Annotated in this window: 14 protein-coding genes; 8 read left to right on the plus strand and 6 right to left on the minus strand. The window is 67.9% G+C overall.

Translation table 11 applies throughout. The features are described from left to right. The first annotated feature begins 46 nt into the window (after positions 1 to 46). Both AC07PF_RS17910 and AC07PF_RS17915 read left to right on the plus strand, forming a co-directional pair. Positions 47 to 283 carry a helix-turn-helix domain-containing protein gene (locus AC07PF_RS17910; protein ID WP_494606832.1) on the plus strand — a complete coding sequence of 79 codons (237 nt, stop codon included), beginning with the start codon at positions 47 to 49 and terminating at the stop codon, positions 281 to 283. After that, positions 270 to 938: a hypothetical protein gene (locus AC07PF_RS17915; protein ID WP_494612763.1), complete on the plus strand. Its 669-nt coding sequence runs from the start codon at positions 270 to 272 to the stop codon at positions 936 to 938. Before AC07PF_RS17910 ends, AC07PF_RS17915 begins: the two co-directional genes overlap by 14 nt. On the opposite strand, the gene queA is transcribed toward AC07PF_RS17915, so the two are convergent. After that, positions 925 to 2,055 carry a tRNA preQ1(34) S-adenosylmethionine ribosyltransferase-isomerase QueA gene (queA, locus tag AC07PF_RS17920; protein WP_494612764.1) on the minus strand — a complete coding sequence of 377 codons (1,131 nt, stop codon included), beginning with the start codon at positions 2,053 to 2,055 and terminating at the stop codon, positions 925 to 927. The two genes, AC07PF_RS17915 and queA, sit on opposite strands and share 14 nt — an antisense overlap. Positions 2,056 to 2,129: 74 nt before the next feature. Further along, on the minus strand, positions 2,130 to 3,419 hold the full coding sequence (locus AC07PF_RS17925; RefSeq protein ID WP_494612765.1) for an HD-GYP domain-containing protein: 1,290 nt from the start codon (positions 3,417 to 3,419) through the stop codon (positions 2,130 to 2,132). Positions 3,420 to 3,519: 100 nt separating this feature from the next. Here AC07PF_RS17925 and recG point away from each other — a divergent pair, with 100 nt between their 5' ends. The 6 genes from recG to AC07PF_RS17955 all read left to right on the plus strand — a co-directional run bounded on the left by recG (position 3,520) and on the right by AC07PF_RS17955 (position 9,920). Next, on the plus strand, positions 3,520 to 5,643 hold the full coding sequence (gene recG, locus AC07PF_RS17930; protein WP_494612766.1) for an ATP-dependent DNA helicase RecG: 2,124 nt from the start codon (positions 3,520 to 3,522) through the stop codon (positions 5,641 to 5,643). 36 nt (positions 5,644 to 5,679) lie between these two features. Further along, on the plus strand, positions 5,680 to 5,886 hold the full coding sequence (locus AC07PF_RS17935; protein ID WP_494612767.1) for a hypothetical protein: 207 nt from the start codon (positions 5,680 to 5,682) through the stop codon (positions 5,884 to 5,886). Beyond that, on the plus strand, positions 5,883 to 6,848 hold the full coding sequence (locus tag AC07PF_RS17940; protein WP_007861670.1) for a LysR substrate-binding domain-containing protein: 966 nt from the start codon (positions 5,883 to 5,885) through the stop codon (positions 6,846 to 6,848). The genes AC07PF_RS17935 and AC07PF_RS17940 overlap by 4 nt, the downstream gene beginning before the upstream one ends. 164 nt (positions 6,849 to 7,012) lie before the next feature. Continuing rightward, positions 7,013 to 8,749 (plus strand): dipeptidase, encoded by a 1,737-nt coding sequence (locus AC07PF_RS17945; protein ID WP_494612768.1) that lies wholly within the window; start codon positions 7,013 to 7,015, stop codon positions 8,747 to 8,749. 118 nt (positions 8,750 to 8,867) lie between these two features. Next, positions 8,868 to 9,368 (plus strand): Dps family protein, encoded by a 501-nt coding sequence (locus AC07PF_RS17950; RefSeq protein ID WP_007861672.1) that lies wholly within the window; start codon positions 8,868 to 8,870, stop codon positions 9,366 to 9,368. A gap of 177 nt (positions 9,369 to 9,545) precedes the next feature. After that, a complete protein-coding gene (locus AC07PF_RS17955; protein WP_007861673.1) occupies positions 9,546 to 9,920 on the plus strand; it encodes a response regulator in 375 nt (124 codons plus the stop codon). A gap of 22 nt (positions 9,921 to 9,942) precedes the next feature. Here AC07PF_RS17955 and AC07PF_RS17960 read toward each other — a convergent pair whose 3' ends face one another. From AC07PF_RS17960 to AC07PF_RS17975, 4 genes are read right to left on the minus strand one after another with little or no spacing between them, the layout of a single operon-like run. Further along, a complete protein-coding gene (locus AC07PF_RS17960) occupies positions 9,943 to 11,088 on the minus strand; it encodes a hybrid sensor histidine kinase/response regulator (RefSeq protein WP_494612769.1) in 1,146 nt (381 codons plus the stop codon). Further along, positions 11,085 to 11,693 (minus strand): chemotaxis protein CheB, encoded by a 609-nt coding sequence (locus tag AC07PF_RS17965; protein ID WP_494612770.1) that lies wholly within the window; start codon positions 11,691 to 11,693, stop codon positions 11,085 to 11,087. The genes AC07PF_RS17960 and AC07PF_RS17965 overlap by 4 nt, the downstream gene beginning before the upstream one ends. Then, positions 11,693 to 12,532, minus strand: coding sequence for a CheR family methyltransferase (locus AC07PF_RS17970; protein WP_007861676.1), 840 nt, complete (start codon positions 12,530 to 12,532; stop codon positions 11,693 to 11,695). Before AC07PF_RS17970 ends, AC07PF_RS17965 begins: the two co-directional genes overlap by 1 nt. Positions 12,533 to 12,549: 17 nt before the next feature. Next, a complete protein-coding gene (locus AC07PF_RS17975) occupies positions 12,550 to 15,987 on the minus strand; it encodes a response regulator (protein WP_494612771.1) in 3,438 nt (1,145 codons plus the stop codon). Positions 15,988 to 16,079: the final 92 nt, after the last annotated feature.

The following is a 16,079-nucleotide window of genomic DNA, read 5'->3' on the forward strand; positions in this document are numbered from 1 at the left end:
GTGATCGGTCTGTCCCATTCCCGAGGCATGCGCCAGAAAGGTGGCCATGCCCATCGTCGTCACGCTCGATGAAATGCTGGTGCGCCGCAAGGTGAAGTCGCGCGACCTGGCGGCGCACGTGGGCATCACCGAGGCCAACCTCTCGCTGCTCAAGAGCGGCAAGGTCAAGGGTGTGCGCTTCGAGACGCTGGCCGCCATCTGCGACTACCTGCAATGCCAGCCGGGTGATCTGCTGGCCTGGGTGGCGCAGGAGGGTGGCGCCGTGGACGATGGGGCCCCCTGACGGCCGCCGCCCGGGCCGCTGGCGCCTGGGGGGCGCCGTAGCGGCCTCGCTGCTGCTGCACGCGGTGCTGCTGTGGCGGCTGGTGCTGCCAGCATCGGCCGTGCGGGCGCCCGAGGCGCCTGCCAGGCAGGCGATGGAGATCCTGTGGATCACGGCCCCACAGACCGCGGCAACCCCACCCCGAACGCCCCCGCCGGAGCCGGTGGCGGCGCAGCGTCCCCGGGCCGCCGAAGCCCAGGCCGGGCCGGTGCGCGAGGCCCGCGGTGTGCGCTCGGCTGCCGCGGTCCTGGCCGTACCGCAAGACACCGGCCCCGGCGTGGTGGCGATGCCGGCGCCTCTGCCCGCCGCATCCGACGCCCGGGATGTGCCCGCCATCCAATGGAGCCCCGAGGGCGTCGCCCGTGCCGCGCGGCAGGAGCGGGAGTGGCAGCGCCGCCACGGCACGCCAGCGGCGGCGGCACTGGCTGCGAACCCGGCAGGCGCGGCGCCACGGGCACTGGGCACGCTCACCGAAAAGGAGTGGCAGAACGCTTACTCCGGCCGTGTCACGCGCGTGGAAAGCGAGGCCGGCGTCTACTGCGTGCGCCTGCCCTCGGCCAACCGCCTGCCGGAGCAGGGAGCCGCACCCCGCATCGCGGCGGTCACGAACTGCTGAGCGTGGCCTGCTGCGAATGCAGGCGTTCCAGCAGCATCGAATCGCCATAGCTGAAAAAGCGGTACTGCTGCGCGATGGCGTGGCGGTAGATGGCCTGGATCTGCTCGTAGCCCGCGAAGGCGCTCACCAGCATCATCAGCGTGCTCTTGGGCAGGTGGAAGTTGGTGAGCAGCAGGTCCACCACCTGGAACGCGAAGCCCGGGGTGATGAAGATGTTGGTATCGCCCGAGGCCTGGCCGCTGCGCGCCCAGGATTCGAGGGTGCGCACGGTGGTCGTGCCCACGGCCACCACGCGGCCGCCGCGCTGGCGGCAGCGCTCCAGCGCCGCCAGCGTGGCCAGCGGCACCTCGTACCACTCGCTGTGCATCTGGTGCTCGGCCAGGTTCTCGGTCTTCACGGGCTGGAAGGTGCCTGCGCCCACGTGCAGGGTGACGCTGGCGCGCTCCACGCCGCGGTCGGCCAGGGCGGCCAGCACGCCTTCGTCAAAATGCAGGGCCGCCGTCGGGGCTGCCACCGCGCCGGGCGCGCGTGCGAACACGGTCTGGTAGCGCTGCGCGTCCTCGGCCGCATCGGGGTCGTGGTCGGCGTTCTGCTGGCGCTCGATGTAGGGCGGCAGCGGCAGGTGGCCGTGGCGCTCCATCAGGTCGTGCGGTGTTTCGCCGGCCGGCCCGTCGAGCGCGAAGCGGAACAGCGGGCCGTCCTCGCCCGGCCAGCGCGAGAGCAGCGTGGCATTGAAACCGCCACCGTGCAGGCCACCCGCCATGTGCACCACGGCGCCAGGCAGGGGCTTCTTGCTGACCTTCATGTGGGCCACGACCTCGTTGCCGAGCAGCACGCGCTCGATCAACAACTCCAGCTTGCCGCCGCTGGCTTTCTCGCCAAAGATGCGCGCCTTGACCACGCGCGTGTCGTTGAACACCAGCAAGTCACCGGGCTGAAGCAGGCCGGGCAGTTCGTGGAAGATGCGGTCCACCGGGGACGCTGCGCGGCCATCGAGCAGGCGCGAGGCGCTGCGTTGCGTGGCGGGGTGCTGGGCAATGAGTTCGGGAGGCAGCGAAAAATCGAAGTCGCTGAGCGTGAAGTGGCGCGGGGCCGGTGGCGTGCTGGAAACGGTCATGTGCTTGAGGGCCGGACGGGCCCGTACCAAGGGGAAAAACAAACAGGGGCGCTATTTTCCCACGCCCGGGCGGCCTACCAGGCCTGCCCGGAAAATCCGGACCACAGTTCGTTGAGGTCCGGGAACTTCCATTTCTCCGGATCTTCGCGCGCCACGATCTTTTCCGTGCAGCCGGGGGCGGCCAGGTCCACCACGTCGGGCGGGATGCGCATGCCCGACTTGGTCGAGAAGAAGACCTTGACCTTGGGCGAGGTCAGCGATGTCTGTACCTGCTCGGTCACCACGCCGATGCGCCCGGAGGTCAGCCGCACCAGCGAGCCCACGGGGTAGATGCCGATGCTCTTGACGAAGGCCTGGAACAGCCGGGGGTCGAAATGGCCCTTGGTCCATTCGGCCATGCGGCGCAGCGACTCGGCCGGGTCCCAGCCGGACTTGTAGGGGCGGTCGGAGGTGATGGCATCGTAGACGTCGCAGATGGCCGTCATGCGCGCGATCAGGCTGATCTCGTCGCCTTTGAGCTTGTCGGGGTAGCCCGAGCCGTCCATTTTCTCGTGGTGGTGGCGGCAGGCGTCGAGCACCGCGTCCTCCACGGCGCCGCCCTCCTTGAGCATCTCGTACCCTTCGGCGGGATGGCTCTGGACCACAGCGAATTCGGCGTCCGTGAGCTTCCCCGGCTTGTTGAGCACGGCCAGCGGGATGGCCGCCTTGCCCAGGTCGTGCAGCAGCCCGGCCATGCCGGCGCTGCGCGTGTGCTCCTCATTGAGGTTGATCTGCTTGGCCAGTGCCACCATCAGGGCACACACCGCCACCGAGTGCATGTAGGTGTAGTCGTCGGCCGTCTTCAGGCGCGCCAGGCTGATCAGCGCACCCGGGTTGCGCGTGACGGAGTCGGAAATCTCCTCCACCAGGCTGCGGGCGTTGTCCGGATTCACGGCCTTGCCCATGCGCGCTTCCCGGAACATGGAAACCATGGCCTGCTTGGCTTCGCCGCAGATCGAGGCGGCGGCCAGCAGCTCGTTGTGCATGCTGGCGGGGGCCTTGCCGCGTGCCTGGCGCCGGACGGGGGCTGGCGGCGGGGGAGGGTCCACCACCAGGGGCGGCAGGTTCTCCAGCAGGCTGAAGTCGGTTTCCACCTGGATGTCCGCCTCCTCGCGCGAGACGGAGCGCACGCCGGCCGCCACGTCCAGGCCCTTGGAGATGTCGATCCACACCTCCTCGATGCTGGTGCCCTTGATGCGAGCCAGGTCCTTGGGGTCCTTGAGGACGAACTTGGCGCGCCAGAATGGATGGTCCATCCACGAGCCGCAGAAGTCGTGCAGGTACATGCCCAACGTGAGATGCTGAATACTGATGCGCTTGAGCATGGAAACTGTCCAGATCGCCAGGGCCTGCCAAAACCAGGTAATAAACAGTAACCATGTTAGCCTTTTTGGCCCATGAATCCCTCGTCTTGCTGGATAACCCTTGAATACCACGCCCGCCGCTCCTAGGGCAGCCTCCACCGCCAGTGTTGCGCAAAAGGCACTGCACAAGCTCGGCCTGAAGCGCGACATCGATCTGGCCCTGCACCTGCCCCTGCGCTACGAGGATGAAACCCGCATCACGCCGCTGTCCAGCGCGCGCGATGGCCAGATGGTGCAGATCGAAGCCACCGTGACCGCCTGCGAGGTGCAGTTGCGCCCGCGCCGCCAGCTGCTGGTGCAGGTGGAGGACGAGTCCGGCTCTTGCGAACTGCGTTTCTTCAGCTTCTACCCTTCGCACCAGAAGACGATGTCAGTGGGTGCTCGCTTGCGCATCCGCGGCGAGGTCAAGGGCGGATTCTGGGGGCGCCAGATGCTGCACCCGGCCTTTCGCCAGGCCGGCGGCGAGCTGCCCGCCGCGCTGACCCCCGTCTACCCGACCACGGCCGGCCTGCCGCAGGCCTACCTGCGCCGGGCCGTGGTCGGCGCGCTCGGCCGGGTGGACCTGTCGGAAACCCTGCCTGCCGGCACCGAGCCGCCCTACGCCGTCTTCCGGCATGACGGCGGCAGTTACCGCGCATTCAACCTGCGCGAGGCGCTCGTCTTTTTGCACCACCCCACGCCCGACGTGTCGCTGTCCACGCTGGAGGACCACAGCCACCCGGCCTGGCAGCGCCTGAAGGCCGAGGAGCTGCTGGCCCAGCAGCTCTCGCAGCAGCAGTCGCGCCGCGAACGCGACCAGTTGCGTGCACCGGTGCTGCGCCCGCGCAAGGTGGTGGACGGCGCACTGCCCCTGCACGAGCAACTCATGGCCGTGCTGCCCTTTTCGCTGACCGCCGCCCAGCGGCGGGTCGGGGTGGAGATTGCCAAAGACCTGGCCCACCGGGTGCCCATGCACCGCCTGCTGCAGGGCGACGTGGGTTCGGGCAAGACGGTGGTGGCCGCGCTGGCCGCCACCATCGCCATGGACGCCGGCTGGCAGTGCGCGCTGATGGCGCCCACTGAAATCCTGGCCGAGCAGCACTTCGCCAAGATGATCGGCTGGCTGGAGCCGCTGCTGGCGGCACACGGCCGCCGGGTGGCCTGGCTGGTGGGCGGGCAGAAGAAGAAGGACCGCACGGCCATGCTGGCCCTGGTCGAGAGCGGCGAAGCCGCGCTGGTGGTGGGCACGCATGCCGTGATCCAGGACCAGGTGCGCTTCAAGAACCTGGCGCTGGCCATCATCGACGAGCAGCATCGCTTCGGGGTGGCGCAGCGTCTGTCCCTGCGCCAGAAATTGGCGGCCCAGGGCATGGAGCCGCACATGCTGATGATGAGCGCCACCCCGATTCCACGCACCCTGGCCATGAGCTACTACGCCGACCTCGATGTCTCGGTGATCGACGAACTGCCACCCGGGCGCACGCCCATCGTCACCAAGCTCATTGCCGACAGCCGCAAGGACGAAGTGATCGCTCGCATCGGCTCGCAGGTCGCCAGCGGCCGGCAGGTCTACTGGGTGTGCCCGCTGATCGAGGAGAGCGAGGCGCTGGACCTGAGCAATGCCACGGCCACCCATGCCGACCTCAGCGAGGCCCTGCCCGGCGTCATGGTCGGCCTGCTGCATTCGCGCATGCCGGCCGCCGAGAAGAAGGCCGTGATGGCGCTCTTCTCCAGCGGCCAGATGGGCGTGCTGGTGAGCACCACGGTGATCGAGGTCGGGGTGGACGTGCCCAATGCCTCGCTGATGGTCATCGAGCATGCCGAGCGCTTCGGCCTGTCGCAGCTGCACCAGCTGCGCGGGCGTGTGGGGCGCGGTGCGGCCGCATCGGCCTGCGTGCTGCTGTACGCCACCAACGACAGCGGCCGGGTGGGCGAGACCGCCAAGGAGCGCCTGCGCGCCATGGCCGAGACCAACGATGGCTTCGAGATCGCCCGGCGCGACTTGGAGATCCGCGGGCCGGGCGAATTCCTCGGCGCCCGGCAATCGGGTGACGCACTGCTGCGCTTTGCCGATCTGGCCACCGACACCCATTTGCTCGAATGGGCGCGCGAGCTGGCACCGGTGATGCTGGACCGCCATGCCGGGCTTGCCGAGCGCCACGTGATGCGCTGGCTGGGCGGAAAATCCGACTACCTGAAAGCGTGAGATGACGTCCCCGGTCCCTGGGGAGCCGCTCCGGTGGTGGACGCACCGCTGCTGCCGCTGGGATCCGGGATCTTCGAGGAGCCGCAGGCTGCCCGCAGCCTTTTAGACCCCTTGCCGCTGGTGTGCGGCATGGCCCTGGCGCTGCCCATCGGCCTGCTCCTGTACCGGGGTTGCATGGCCTGTTGGGTGGTCCGGCGCGCGGCGCTGCACAATGGAGGCTCTATCCGTCTGGAATCTCCATGACCCTCACCGAACTCAAATACATCGTCGCCGTGGCGCGCGAAAAGCACTTCGGCCATGCGGCCGATGCCTGCTATGTGTCGCAGCCCACGCTGTCGGTGGCCATCAAGAAGCTTGAGGAAGAGCTCGATGTGAAGCTTTTCGAGCGCAGCGCCGGCGAGGTCACCGTCACGCCGCTGGGCGAGGAAATCGTGCGCCAGGCGCAAAGCGTGCTGGAGCAGGCCGCCGCCATCAAGGAGATCGCCAAGCGCGGCAAGGACCCGCTGGCCGGCCCGCTGACCCTGGGCGTGATCTACACCATCGGCCCCTACCTGCTGCCCGACCTGGTGCGCCATTCGATTGCGCGCACCCCGCAGATGCCGCTGATGCTGCAGGAGAACTTCACCGTCAAGCTGCTGGAGATGCTGCGCACCGGCGAAATCGACTGCGCCATCCTGGCCGAGCCTTTTCCCGACACCGGCCTGGCCATGGCACCGCTGTACGACGAACCCTTCATGGCGGCGCTGCCCGCCAACCACCCCTTGGGCGCGCAGAAGTCCATCTCCGCGGCCGAACTCAAGAGCGAGACCATGCTGCTGCTGGGTGCGGGCCACTGCTTTCGCGACCATGTGCTGGAGGTGTGCCCCGAGTTCGCGCGCTTTGCCAGCAATGCCGAAGGCATCCGCAAGTCCTTCGAGGGCTCGTCGCTGGAGACCATCAAGCACATGGTGGCCGCCGGCATGGGCGTGACCCTGGTGCCGCGCCTGTCGGTGCCGCGCGATGCGCTGCTCACGGTGTCGCGCAGGCGCAAGAGCGACGAGAGCTACATCCGCTACGTCCCCATCCGCGAAGACGATGGCAGCCCGCCGCCCATGCGCCGCGTGGTGCTGGCCTGGCGGCGCAGCTTCACGCGCTACGAGGCCATCGCGGCGCTGCGCAACGCGATCTACGCCTGCGAGCTGCCGGGGGTCACGCGCCTGTCCTGACAGCCCTTGCCGGACGCCCTGGCGCAAGGGGCCCCGGCAGCGATACACTTTCGCCGCGCGAGGCCCGCCGGCATTCCCGTACACGGGGCCCGGTGCTGCGGAGTTGCGCCACATGCAGCCCGCGCTTGTCCCGCGCTCCCCCATTCCCAAGGAAAGCTACAGAGATGAAGAAGATTTTGATGGCCGCAGGCCTTGCCGTGGGCCTGACCGCCTGCTCCAGCGTGGCGACCAACGCGCCGCAGGCGACTACGATCAAGAAGGCCCAGATGGACCGCCTGGTGGCTGCCTTGCCGGCCGCTGCCCAGGGCAGCTTTGACGAATTCCTGGCGCAGGCCGCGCGTGAGAACCCCCTGCTGCAGGCCAGCGTGGCCGGCTACAAGGCCAAGGCCCCGCTGGCCGGTGACGACCTGGTCAACATCAGCCGCCTGCTGGGCCTGTACAACCGGCTGCGCAACCAGGCTGCGGTGATCGATGCCACGGCGCGCATGGTGGCCATTCCCACCTTCCGCAGCGACAAGGTGCCGCCGCACGAGGACAAGGCCATCATCGCCTTCGGCGCACTGGTCGAAGGCATGGCCAAGGATTTCGGCCTGGAGTACCGCAACGTGGACAACCGCATCTTCGAAGTGAAGCTGCCGGGCACGGGCAAGGAAGAATTCGGCATCCTCACGCATGCCGACGTGGTGCCCGTGGTGGCCGACGAATGGGTGCTGGACGACGGCACGCGCCTGGACCCCTTCAAGCTCACGCGCGTCGGGGGCAACCTGTACGGCCGCGGCTCCATCGACGACAAGGGCTCCATCGCCACCGTGCTGTATGCAATGAAGGCCGTGAAGGAAAGCGGCCTGCCGCTGTCGCGCACCATCCGCCTCATGATCGAGACCACGGAGGAAACCGGTGGTGACGCCATGAAGTACTACCGCACCAAGACCGAGCTGCCCGAGTACAACATCGTGCTCGACAGCAAGTACCCCGCTGTGGTCGCCGAGAAGGGCTCTGGCGCCCTGCGCACCTCGTTCCCGCTGCAGGACGCACCGGCCGGCTACACGGCCATCACCGCGATGACCGGTGCCGCTTCCACCAATGCCGTGCCGCAGACCGCGACGATGCGCCTGGAGGGCGGTGACCTGGCCGCCGTGGCGGCCAAGCTGAACGGTGCCAAGGCCGCCTTCATCGCCAAGTACACGCCGCAGGGCGGGGCCTTCAAGGTCGACGTGGTGCAGGAAGCTGGCGCGGTGCAGATCAAGGTCACCGGCACCTCGGCCCACGGCTCGCGCCCCGAAGAGGGTGTGAACCCGCTGCCCCGCCTGGCACTGTTCCTGCGCGAGTCCGGCGTTGCGGTGGCGCCCACCGGCTACGCCAATGCCGTGCGCTACATCGCTGAACTGTATGGCACGGACTACCTGGGACGCACCATCGGCATGGCCTACAGCGATGATTTCATGGGCCCGCTGACCATGTCGCCCAACCTCGTGCGCGAAAAGGACGGCATGGTCGATGTGCTGGTCAACGTGCGCATGCCGCGCGGCATGACGCCCGACGCACTGGTCCATTCCGGCAAGGTCAAGATCAACGATTGGGCCGCCCAGGCCTCCGTCCCCGTGATCATCGACCACCAGCAGGGCAACTGGATGGCGCGCGATCCCAAGGGCGCCTGGCTGTCCACGCTGCTCAATACCTTCGGTGACACCACGGGCCTCGAAGCCAAGCCCGTGCCCACCGCTGGCAGCACCACGGCCAAGCTCATGCCCAACGCCATCAACTTCGGCCCCGCCATGCCGGGCAAGAAGTACACGGCCCACAACGCCAAGGAATTCAAGGAAGTCGTGGACCTCGACGCCGACATGCAGATGTTCACCGAGATGCTGGTGCGCATCGGAAACTTGGACCAGATGCAGTAAAGGGATTGGGGCTTGCGCTAAAGTGAACGTGAGCCGCCGCGCCAGTGCCCGGAGCCATCCGGCGCACACCGGCGCGGCGCATCCATCGATTGACTGCCATTCCAACGAAGGAGCCTCCATGGCCAAAGCCGCCAAGTCCACCGCCCCCAGCATCAACATCGGCATCAGCGAAAAAGACCGCGCTGCCATCGCCCAGGGCCTGTCGCGCCTGCTGGCCGACACCTACACGCTGTACCTGACCACGCACAACTTCCACTGGAACGTGACGGGGCCGATGTTCAACACGCTGCACACCATGTTCATGGCGCAGTACACCGAACTGTGGAACGCCGTGGACCCGATCGCCGAGCGCATCCGCTCGCTGGGCCACATCGCTCCCGGCTCGTATGCCGACTTCGGCAAGCTGGCCACCGTGGCCGATGCACCGAGCAAGCCGCCCAAGGCGCTGGACATGGTGCGCGTGCTGGTCGAAGGCCACGAGGCCGTGGCCCGCACGGCGCGCAGCCTGTTCCCCCTGGCCGACAAGGCCAGTGACGAGCCCACGGCCGACCTGCTGACCCAGCGCCTCACGGTGCACGAGCAGACCGCCTGGATGCTGCGCTCGCTGCTCGAGGAGTGAACTGGACGGGGCCGCAAGGCCCCGTTTCTTTTTGTGAGGGAGCCTCCTTTTTGGGGAGGCGTGCCGCACTTGGCATCCCGTCCTACAGGCGATGCCCCTGCTTTCCTGAATGATCCGGGCTGGTATTCCCGTCTCCTCTTTTCGCCACGCTCCGCCTTCCAGAACACGACCATCCCTATGCGAATCCTTTATGTGGAGGACAACCCCGAACTGCGCGAAACCATCGGCATGCTGATGGAGGGGGAGGGGCGCACGATCGTGACCTGTGCCACCGCCGAGGAGGCGCTCGAACTGGAGCGCGATGGCGTTTTCGACCTGCTGGTCACCGACGTGAGCCTGCCCGGGCTGTCGGGCACGGACCTGGCCCGCCAAGTGCTGGCCGTGGACCCCGGGCGCTGGGTGGTGCTGTGCACCGGCTATGACCTGGGTGCGCACCCCTCGGGCTGGGGCCCCCATGTGCGCACGCTGATGAAGCCCTTCGAGCTCGAAGACCTGGAGGCCTTGCTGGTCCAGGTGCACTCCACCCTCGACGATTCACCCTCCGGGCGCTGATCCGGCAACGCCGGGCCGTCGCTCAACCCGCCGCCGTGGGGTGGCGCGGTAGAACCACGTGGAAGCGGGTGGTGCCGTCTTCGGACTGCACATCGATCCGGCCTCCGTGCGAGCGCACGATCTGCTGCACGATGAACAGGCCCAGCCCCAGGCCCTGGTGGCGCCCCGGTGCCTGGTCACGCCCCCGGAAGGGACTGAACAACTGCGGCACAAGTGCCGGTGGAATGGTGCCACCGTTGGTCACGGTCAGGGCCAGGGTGTGCGGATCGCTGCCATCGAGCGCCACATGGATCGCCACCGCAGGGTCGCCATGGTGCACCGCGTTGCCGATGAGGTTGATTGCCAGCTGGCACAGCCGTTCTTCGTCTCCCATGCCGGCAAGATGGCCCTGGTCGCTGGTGCTGATCACATGGTTGGGAAAGCCCGTGCGTATCTCCTGCAGCGAGCGCTGCAGCACGGCACGCAGGTCCACGGGGGCCATGCGCATCGCCAGGCCGGTGCCCTGGCGGATGCGCGTCACGTCCAGCAGGTCCTCGATCATGCGCCCCATGCGCTGGCTGCTGCTGAGCACGCGGCCGGCCAAAGCCTGCGCCTTGTCGGGCGCCAGGGGCTGGCGTTGCAGGGCCGTGGCCGCCGCGCCGATGGACATCAGCGGCGTGCGCAGGTCGTGGCTGAGCACCGCCATGAACATCTCGTTGATGCGCAACGCCTCGGTGCGCTCGCGCAGTTCGCGGGCCAGGGTGCGCTTCTGGCGGAACAGCTCGAAGAACACGCCGGCCTTGGAGGTCAGCATCTGCGGATCAATGGGCTTGTACAGAAAATCCACGGCCCCGGTCTCGTAGCCGCGGAACTGCCAGTTCTGGTCGCGCGAGCCGGCGGTCATGAAGATCAGCGGGATGTGGCGGGTGCGTTCGCTGCCGCGGATCAGTTCGGCCAGCTCGAAGCCGTTCATCTCGGGCATCTGCACGTCCAGCAGGGCCAGCGCCACGTCGCCGTGGGAGAGCAGCAGCTCCAGCGCCTCGGGGCCTGACTGGGCCTTGAGCACCTCGATGCTGTCGCTGTGCAGCAGGGCCTCCACGGCCACGAGGTTTTCGGGCACGTCGTCCACCACCAGGCATTTGATGCGTTCGGTCGGAGCTGGCTGTGCAGGGAAGGTGGTGGGGCTCACAGGATTCTCCGCATTTGCAGTTCGGTCAGCAGGGATGCGATCTCCGAAGGGGGAAGGACGTGGTGCGGTGCCATCAGGTCCAAGGCGGACTGGGGCATGGCGGACATGGCGGCGCTGCCAGGGGATTGCACGATGGTGAGCCCTCCCGCAGCGCCGATGGCAGCCATGCCCCGCGCGCCGTCCTGGTTGGCACCGGACAGGAGCATACCGATCAAACGCTCACCATAGGTGTCTGCGGCCGATTCGAACAGCACGTCGATGGACGGGCGCGAGAAGTGCACGGGCTCATCGACCGAAAGCGCCAGCCGGGGGCCGGCGTCCACCAGCAGGTGGTAGTCGGGCGGCGCGAAGTACACCGTGCCCGCCTCGATGGGCTCCTTGTCCTGCGCCTCTGCCGTGCGCAGCGCGCAGCGGGGGCGAAAGATCTCGGGCAGCAGGCTCGGGGCCTCGCGCGGCAGGTGCAGCGTGACCAGCACCGCCACGCGGGTGTGTGCCTGCAGGGCCGGCAAGATGGTGGAGATGGCATCTATGGCGCCTGCCGAACCCCCGATCACGATGGCATCGAAGCCGCGCGGGCCGCGCTGGTGCACCGGGACAGCGGCCATCACGTGCCCACCTTCTTGCGGTAGATGCGGTCCTCGAGAACGAAGTCGTCGAAGGCCGGGGCCTGTTCGGTGAAGCGCATCGACTCCTTGGAGCCCAGCCCGAGGAAGCCGCGGTGGCACAGCGCCTCCTTGAACAGACCCAGGGCGCGGTTCTGCAGCTCGCGCTCGAAATAGATCAGCACGTTGCGGCAGGACACCAGGTGCACCTCGGCAAACACGGTGTCCGTGGCCAGGCTGTGGTCGGAGAACACCACCTGCTTGCGCAGCGCGCGGTCGAACACCACGCGACCGTACCCGGCCGAGTAGTAGTCCGACAGCGAGGTCTTGCCGCCCGAGCGCGCATGGTTCTCGGTGAAGGAGGCCACGCGGGAGAGGTCGAACACGCCGGCCTCGGCGGCCTGCAGGGCCTGCTGGTTGATGTCGGTGGCGTAGAGGATGGTGCGCTCAAGCAGCCCTTCCTCGTGCAGCAGGATGGCCAGTGAATACACCTCTTCGCCCGTGCTGCAGCCCGCCACCCAGACCTTGAGGGAAGGATAGGTGCGCAGGATGGGCAGCACCTGCTCGCGCAGCGCCTTGAAATAGCGCGGGTCACGGAACATCTCGCTGACCTGCACGGTGAGGTACTCGAGCAGTGCCGGGAACACGGCGGCGTCGTGCAGCACCTTGTCCTGCAGCTGAGACAGCGTCTGGCAGGAGAAGCGCGAGAGTGCCGTCTGCAGCCGCCGCTTGAGCGAAGCCTGCGCGTAGCCGCGAAAGTCGTAGTGGTAGCGGTAGTAGATCGCGTCGAGCAGCAGGCGCTGCTCGATATCGCCGATGCGGGCCGTCTTCAGGTGGTGCAAGCGGGGCTCCGGCGTGCTCACTTGGGCATCCACACCCGCACCAGCGAGAGCAGTTTCTCCACGTCCAGCGGCTTGGCGATGTAGTCGTTGGCACCGGCGGCCAGGCACTTGTCCTGGTCGTCCTTCATGGCCTTGGCCGTGAGGGCGATGATGGGCAGCCTGCGCCAGGCAGGCTGCTTGCGGATCTCGCGCATGGCGGTGTAGCCGTCCATCTCCGGCATCATGATGTCCATCAGCACCAGGTCCACGGCGGGGCCGGCACCGCCTGAGCGCTCGAGGAAGTCGAGCGCCTCGCGGCCGTTGCGCGCGATCTGCACCGAGATGCCCGTGGGCTCCAGGATGCTGGAGAGTGCGAACACGTTGCGCACGTCGTCCTCCACCACCAGCACGGTGCGGCCCTCGAAAGCCGCGTCGCGGCTGCGCGCCACCTGCAGCATCTGCCGGCGCTCCACCGACAATTCCGATTCCACCTGGTGCAGGAACAGCGTGACCTCGTCGAGCAGCCGCTCGGGCGAGCGTGCGTCCTTGATGATGATGGACTTGGAGAAACGGCGCAGCTGCTGCTCCTCGTCGCGCGTGAGGGCGCGCCCGGTGTAGACGATGACCGGCGGGAAGGAGACCTCCTCCTGCTCCGACATGGCCTGCAGCAGCTCGTAGCCGCTCAGGTCGGGCAGGTTCACGTCCATCACCATGCAGTCGAAGGTGCTGCTGCGCAGGTAGTCCAGGGCCGCGGTGGCGTTTTCCACGCACACGATGTCCACGCCGTCCGTGGCCAGCAGGGCGCGCACGCTCTCGCGCTGGCGCTCATCGTCCTCGACCACCAGCACGCGGCGCATGCCCTGGGTGAACTTGGCCTCCAGGCGCTGCAGCGCCTGCACCAGCTCTTCGCGCTTGACGGGCTTGAGTGCATAGCCGATGGCACCGCGGCCCATGGCCTCCTGCGAGTAGTCGGCCACCGAGACCACGTGCACCGGGATGTGTCGCGTGGCAGGGTTGCGCTTGAGCTGGTCGAGCACCCCAAGGCCCGAGAAGTCGGGCAGGTTCACATCCAGCACTATGGCGCTGGGCTGGTGCAGCGTGGCGGCCGCCAGGCCCTCGCTGGCCGTGTGGGCCAGGATGCAGTGGAAGTCCATCTCGCGCGCCAGGTCGTTCAGGATGTTGGCAAAGCGCACATCGTCTTCGATCACCAGGATGTTGCGCTCGCCCTTCGGTCGCGCGGCCACGGGCAGGATGGCCGGGGCCACAGGGGCCGGCCGGCTGGGCGCAGCGGCGGAAGAGGAAAGCGGCGCACTGGCCGCGCTCTGGGGCGCCTGCAAGGCCCGGCCGGTCGAGGGCTCGGCGGACTGCACCGCGTGGCGCGGTACGGTCAGCGTGAACTCGCTGCCCTGGCCCGGCGTGCTGCGGATGGCGATGCTGCCACCCAGCAACTGGGCCAGGTCGCGCGAGATCGACAGGCCCAGGCCCGTGCCGCCGTACTTGCGGTGGGTGCTGCCATCGGCCTGGCGGAAGGCCTCGAAGACCAGCTCCTGCTGATGCTCGGGGATGCCGATGCCGGTGTCGCGCACGGCAAAGGCCAGCATGTCGCCGGGCAGGGGCGAAACATGCAGCGCCACGCTGCCCTGTTCGGTGAACTTCACGGCGTTGGAGAGCAGGTTCTTGATCACCTGGCCCAGGCGCAGCGCATCGGTGTCCATGGTGGCTGGCACGCCCGGGTCCATGGTGAGTGCCAGGGTCAGCCCCTTTTCCTCGGCAATGGGGCGCAGTGGGTCCACCAGCGACTGCATGGCGCGGGCGATGTCCACGCTCTCGATGTCGATGGTGGCCTGGCCGGCCTCGATCTTGGACAGGTCCAGGATGTCGTTGATCAGCGCCAGCAGGTCGTTGCCGGCCGACGAGATGGTCTGGGCGTACTTCACCTGCTCGGCCGTGAGGTTGCCGGCCTTGTTGTCGGCCAGCAGCTTGGCCAGGATCAGCGTGGAGTTGAGCGGGGTGCGCAGCTCGTGGCTCATGTTGGCCAGGAACTCGCTCTTGTACTGGCTGGTCTGCTCGATCTCGCGGGCCTTCTCGGTCAGGTCGCTCTGGGCCGCCAGCAGCTCCTCGCGCTGGTTCTCGAGCTGCTGGGTCTGCTCTTCGAGCTGGGCATTGGTCTGCTCCAGTTCGGTCTGCTGCAGCTCCATCTGCGCCTGCGACTCCTGCAGGATGCGGCTTTGTTGCTCCAGCTCCTCGTTGTTGACGCGCAGTTCCTCCTGCTGGGCCTGCAGCTCCTCGGACTGGCGCTGGGTTTCCTCGAGCAGGGCTTCGAGCCGGCTGCGGTCCTGGCCCGAGCGGATGGCCACGGCCAGCATCTCGGAGGCCTGCTTGAACAGGCGGTGCTCGAACTCGTCCACCGCGCGGTAGAAGCCCAGCTCGATCACGGCAAACACCTCGCCGTTTTCGATGGCCGGCGCCACCAGCAGCTCGGCAGGTGCCGATGCGCCCGTGCTGGAGGACACGGTCAGGTGGTCGGCCGGCACATCGCGCACGTGCAGCAATTCGCGCGAGCGCGCACTCTGTCCCACGAGGCCTTCGCCGTCGATGAGTTTCTGCGCCAGGCGCTCGCGCGGCAGCGCGTAGCCGCCGAACAGCGTGAAGCCGCCGCCATGTTCGTTGACCGCGTAGGCCGCGCCCACCTTGGCATTGAGGTAGGTGGCCAGGTATTCGAGCGCCAGCTCGCCGATCTCTTCCACGCGGCGGTCGCCCTGCAGGCGCTGGGCCAAGCCGCTCAGGCCCGTCACCACCCAGTTCTGGCGTGCCTTGAGGCGGTGCTCGCGTGCCGTCAGTGCAGCCGAAATGCAGATCAGCGCCAGCAGCAACAGCGAGCCGCCCCAGGAGTAGTAGGCCGACAGCGAGGTGGCCTCCTCCCAGCCGCGGCGGCGGTCTTCCAGCTCCTGGGTCTGCAGGCCCGCCAGGTCCGAGGCCAGGTCGCGCACCCGGTCCATGATGTTCTTGCCCGCATCGGTGCGCACCAGGGCCATGGCGCCTTCCACGTTGCCGGCCTTGCGCAGGTCCACGGTCTCGGCCAGTTCGCTGCGTTTTTGCTTGGTCAGATCCTCGATCTGGACCACCAGGCGGCGCTGGCCAGCGTTGCCCTCGGTGCTGGCCTTGAGGGCCGTCAGTTGCCGGTCCAGCACGTTCTGCGCGAGCAGGTAGGGCTGCAGGTAGGAGGCATCCCCCGTGAGCAGGTAGCCGCGCTGGCCGGTCTCCAGGTCCTTGAGCGCCGAGTGCACCAGCGACAGCTGGCGCATGGCCTGCGAGGTCCGGTCCATCGCGGCAACTGCGTCGGCCCGCACCTCGGAGGCCCGGTAGTTGACGAAGGCAATGACCAGGGTGGCCAGGGCCGCGACGATGAAGCCCGCCATCAGGCTCTTGGGGATGGCAAAGCGCTGGGCAGCCTGGGTGCTCGGTGATCGGGGCATGCGTGGCAAGGTCCGGGTGGGGGGCAACCGGACAATGTAACGGGTTTGTACAAATGGCCGGTGTAGGACATTTCCTGCACGGCGGCTGTCCT

This window comes from Acidovorax sp. GW821-FHT10A04, from assembly GCF_059415825.1.

Coding starts and splice junctions, on each gene's coding strand:
- AC07PF_RS17910 (WP_494606832.1), top strand. CDS start 47: ATGCCCATCGTCGTCACGCTCGATGAAATGCTGGTGCGCCGCAAGGTG.
- AC07PF_RS17915 (WP_494612763.1), top strand. CDS start 270: ATGGGGCCCCCTGACGGCCGCCGCCCGGGCCGCTGGCGCCTGGGGGGC.
- queA (WP_494612764.1), bottom strand. CDS start 2,055: ATGACCGTTTCCAGCACGCCACCGGCCCCGCGCCACTTCACGCTCAGC.
- AC07PF_RS17925 (WP_494612765.1), bottom strand. CDS start 3,419: ATGCTCAAGCGCATCAGTATTCAGCATCTCACGTTGGGCATGTACCTG.
- AC07PF_RS17940 (WP_007861670.1), top strand. CDS start 5,883: ATGACCCTCACCGAACTCAAATACATCGTCGCCGTGGCGCGCGAAAAG.
- AC07PF_RS17945 (WP_494612768.1), top strand. CDS start 7,013: ATGAAGAAGATTTTGATGGCCGCAGGCCTTGCCGTGGGCCTGACCGCC.
- AC07PF_RS17950 (WP_007861672.1), top strand. CDS start 8,868: ATGGCCAAAGCCGCCAAGTCCACCGCCCCCAGCATCAACATCGGCATC.
- AC07PF_RS17955 (WP_007861673.1), top strand. CDS start 9,546: ATGCGAATCCTTTATGTGGAGGACAACCCCGAACTGCGCGAAACCATC.
- AC07PF_RS17965 (WP_494612770.1), bottom strand. CDS start 11,693: ATGGCCGCTGTCCCGGTGCACCAGCGCGGCCCGCGCGGCTTCGATGCC.
- AC07PF_RS17975 (WP_494612771.1), bottom strand. CDS start 15,987: ATGCCCCGATCACCGAGCACCCAGGCTGCCCAGCGCTTTGCCATCCCC.